We start from the raw sequence: 3,728 nt of genomic DNA, 5'->3' as shown, positions 1-3,728 counted from the left end.
TTTGATGCCAATTCGGGATTTACTGCCTCATCTAAAACTGTAACTATAAATGTGGTTGCTAATTGCCGTAACATAACTTTTGCCGGATTAACTATTCTGCCAACTGTGACTTCGGGTTCAGCAAATCATTTAAATATATATGGCTCATCCGTATGGCAAACTGGTATGACGATTAGTACAAGCCAGATAAATTATCAGAATACAGGCACTAATAAAACAATAACCAGCAATGGTGTTTCATCGGGACGAATTGTCTACTTTTTAGAGACTAGTTCGGTTTCGCTTATGGATGATTTTAAAATAACTTCTAACATCTACTTCAATGCAGGTGTTTTCAATACCAATAATCATAATATGGATATTGGGGGTTCTTTTTATGGAGACCAAGGTACTGCTCCTCGTACATTGAATCTGGGCAGTTCCGATATTTACATTCGTAGTTTTTATATGTACATGAACTCAACGCTATTGACACTTAATGCAGGTACATCTACTGTTCACTTCGTTGATAGTAATATAGCATATCTTCACTCAGCAAAAGGGCAGACCTATTACAATGTCTTCTTCGAAAACCCAAATTCCACATTGTCAAGTATTCAGGCAGGTGGTGGTACAGCTGCCGATAATGTGAAATTTAATCGTGTAGAGTATAAAGGAGACGGCTCTATCTATGGATATAATACTTTTAAGGAACTTGTTTTCGCTCCAAGTAAAAGTTATTTGCTGGTAAGCTCAGCTACTCAGACTATTACCGGTTCCTTAATTGCTGAATCCGAATGTGTGGGTTGGATTTCTATCCAGTCTGCTACTGAAGGAGTTAATAGTACCTTATCTATGGCTGCTACTGCAGAGGTAAAAGTTTCAGGCGTTGTGCTTACCAATATTAGAGGTATAGGAGGTGCTAATTTTACAGCTAATAATTCGGTAGATAATGGGGGGAATACAGGGTGGACTTTTATTACTTCACCTAGTCCCGATTTGTATTGGGTAGGAGGCTCGGGAGATTGGAACGACAAGGCTCATTGGTCGCTAACTTCGGGTGGTGTTGGCGGCGTCTGCGTACCCTCTCCAACTACTAATGTCTTTTTTGATGCAGGTTCGGGCTTCACATCAAGTTCAAAAGAGGTAACATTTAGAGGGTCTGTATACTGTCGTAATATTGTGTTTGATGGATCAGCAGTTCCACCTACCGTAAATAATCCGAATGTAGTATCAACAATAAATATATATGGCTCATCAGTGTGGCAAGCGGGTATGAAATTCGATGCATATTATGTATATTACAAGAGTACTGGTGTGCCTAAGACCATTAAGAGCAATGGTGTTACAACTGGTGTCTATTATACTCATTTCAACGAGGCAAGTTCTATATCATTATTGGATGATTTCAAAACACCTGTTTATTTGTATATTAATGCAGGTACTTTCAATACCAATAATCATAGAGTAGAGGTGTCTCAGCTTATTGGAAATGTTGGTACTGTCCGTAGAACACTTAATCTGGGTAGCTCACATCTATATATTGATGCTCATTTAAATTTAGCTACTGCTGTTGTAACGCTCAATGCAGGTACTTCGCATATTCATTTCACGGGTACTTCCGGGATTTTTTATCCTTATGCAGGTCAGCAATATTATGATGTAACCTACGAAAATGTAGAGGCTTCTTCGGGAAGCATTGCTGCTTCTACGGCAGGTAGTGTAACTAATACTGTAAAATTTAATCGTGTAGAGTATAAAAGAAGTGGTTATATTTCGGGCTATAATACATTTAATGAGCTGATACTTGCACCGGGAAGAATTTATACGGTACAGAGTGCTACTAACCAAGAGTATATTCAAACTATAAACAAAGGTTTATTTGTTGAAGCGGAGTGTTTGGGATGGGCAAGTATAAAATCATCAGTAGCAGGCTATCCTGCTACCCTGTCTATGCCCGCCTCTGCGCAGGTGAAGGTGTCGGGTACTCTGCTGACAGATATTAAAGCTACGGGTGGAGCTAATTTTACAGCTCGTAACTCGCTAGATAACGGGGGTAATACAGGGTGGACTTTTGTTACTTCAGCCTCTCCCGATTTGTATTGGGTAGGTGGTGCAGGGGAGTGGAACGATGCCAGCCACTGGTCGTTTACTTCTGGCGGTACGGGTGGTGCTTGTGTACCCTCTCCAACAAGCAATGTTTTTTTTGATGCCGGTTCGGGCTTCACACTTACCTCTAAAATAATAACAATAGAAGGAGCAGCTTATTGCCGTGATATAACATTTGCTGGTGCTGCTACTCCGCCCACTATAAGTGCTCTGAGTTCTACTATGTCACTAAATATATATGGGTCATCCGTATGGCAAAGAGATATGGTTGTGGATATTTATACTACTAATTACCAGAATAACGGAACTCCTAAAACCATTACAACAAATGGTGTTAAGGCAGGTCTGAAGATTGGCACACAGAGCTCTGTGCAGATATATGAAACAAGTTCAGTTTCTCTTCTTGATGACCTCTATTTATATGGTCGCTTTCTTTTATATGCGGGTACTTTTAATACTAATAATAATAGGGTAGATGCTCATTACTTTTTTAGTGGGAGTGGTACTGCATCAAGAGCCGTCAATTTAGGTAGTTCTGATATATATGTGTTTAATACATTTAATACAAATAGTTCCTATATCACTGTAAATGCAGGAACTTCGCATATTCATATGACGAACTTAGAAGCAAATTTTATTGCATATACGGGACAGGTATTTTATGATTTAACGTTCGAGTATAAATTTCCTAATATAGCATCTATCACAACTGCATTGACTTCACCAGGAAAAGAGGTTCAATTCAATCGTGTAGAGTTTAAAGGCACATTAGGTTCTCTATCAGGGCATAATGTGTTTAATGAACTATTCTTAACGGCAGGTGGCACCTATACATTAACATGGGGCGAATATGTGCAAACGGTTAAAAACAGACTAACTATGTCGGGAAATACCTGTCAGGTGTTGTTTGTGAAAAGTTCGTCAGCAGGTCAGCAAGCAAACTTGAATCTGTTGGGAGGTCGTAGTGACTTTAACTTTGTGAATATAAAAGACATTAATGCAACAGGAGGTTTAACGCTACATTTTAGAGATAAAAGTACCGTTGCTGGTCAGAATAATACTAACATTACTTATGATGCCTATAACTCGGGAGAGTTTAATGGTTTTCCTTCAGATTGGACTTGTCACTTTATAGATACCGATATTTCTACGAGTTACACTCTAACAGCAGACGGTTTCTTTGGAAATGAGTACACAGAGTATATTTGGACAAAGGTTGGAGATCCCAACTTTCCCGATGTAATAGGTACAGAATCTTCTATCGATCTGCGTACATTTGGTTATGGTACTTATAGGGTGCAGGTTAAATACAATGCCACTTGTATAGTATCGGGTTTGGTTACAATAATAAAGAGAACAGACAATGTAGATGGTGGCGTTCAACCAAGTAAAGTTTGTTTGTTACCGGTAAATACTTTAGCTAATGTAAGTGTGGTTGGTGAAAATATAAAGTGGTATGCAACAGCAGTTTCAACATATGTTTTACCCTTAACGACTGTTCTGAAAGATGGAGCTACTTACTATGTTACTCAAACAATAAATAACTGCGAAAGCGGACGTGTGCCCATTACTATAAGAATTGGTGATTGTACAAGCGTGTATGTAAATCCTAATCTAAGAATGAGAGTACCCATGTAATA

At 38.7% G+C, this 3,728-nt stretch carries 1 protein-coding gene; it reads left to right on the top strand.

The genetic code is table 11. The annotated features are described in order from the left end of the window. Nucleotides 1-3,726, top strand: a 3,726-nt coding sequence (locus tag HGC4_RS13930) for a hypothetical protein (protein ID WP_185099977.1), incomplete at its 5' end; no start/stop codon positions are given. Nucleotides 3,727-3,728: the final 2 nt, after the last annotated feature.

Source organism: Dysgonomonas sp. HGC4 (assembly GCF_001261715.1).
In the GTDB taxonomy this organism is placed as follows: Bacteria; Bacteroidota; Bacteroidia; order Bacteroidales; family Dysgonomonadaceae; genus Dysgonomonas_A.
Note: the sequence above shows the minus strand (reverse complement) of the source record. Positions and strands in the feature narration are given on the sequence as shown.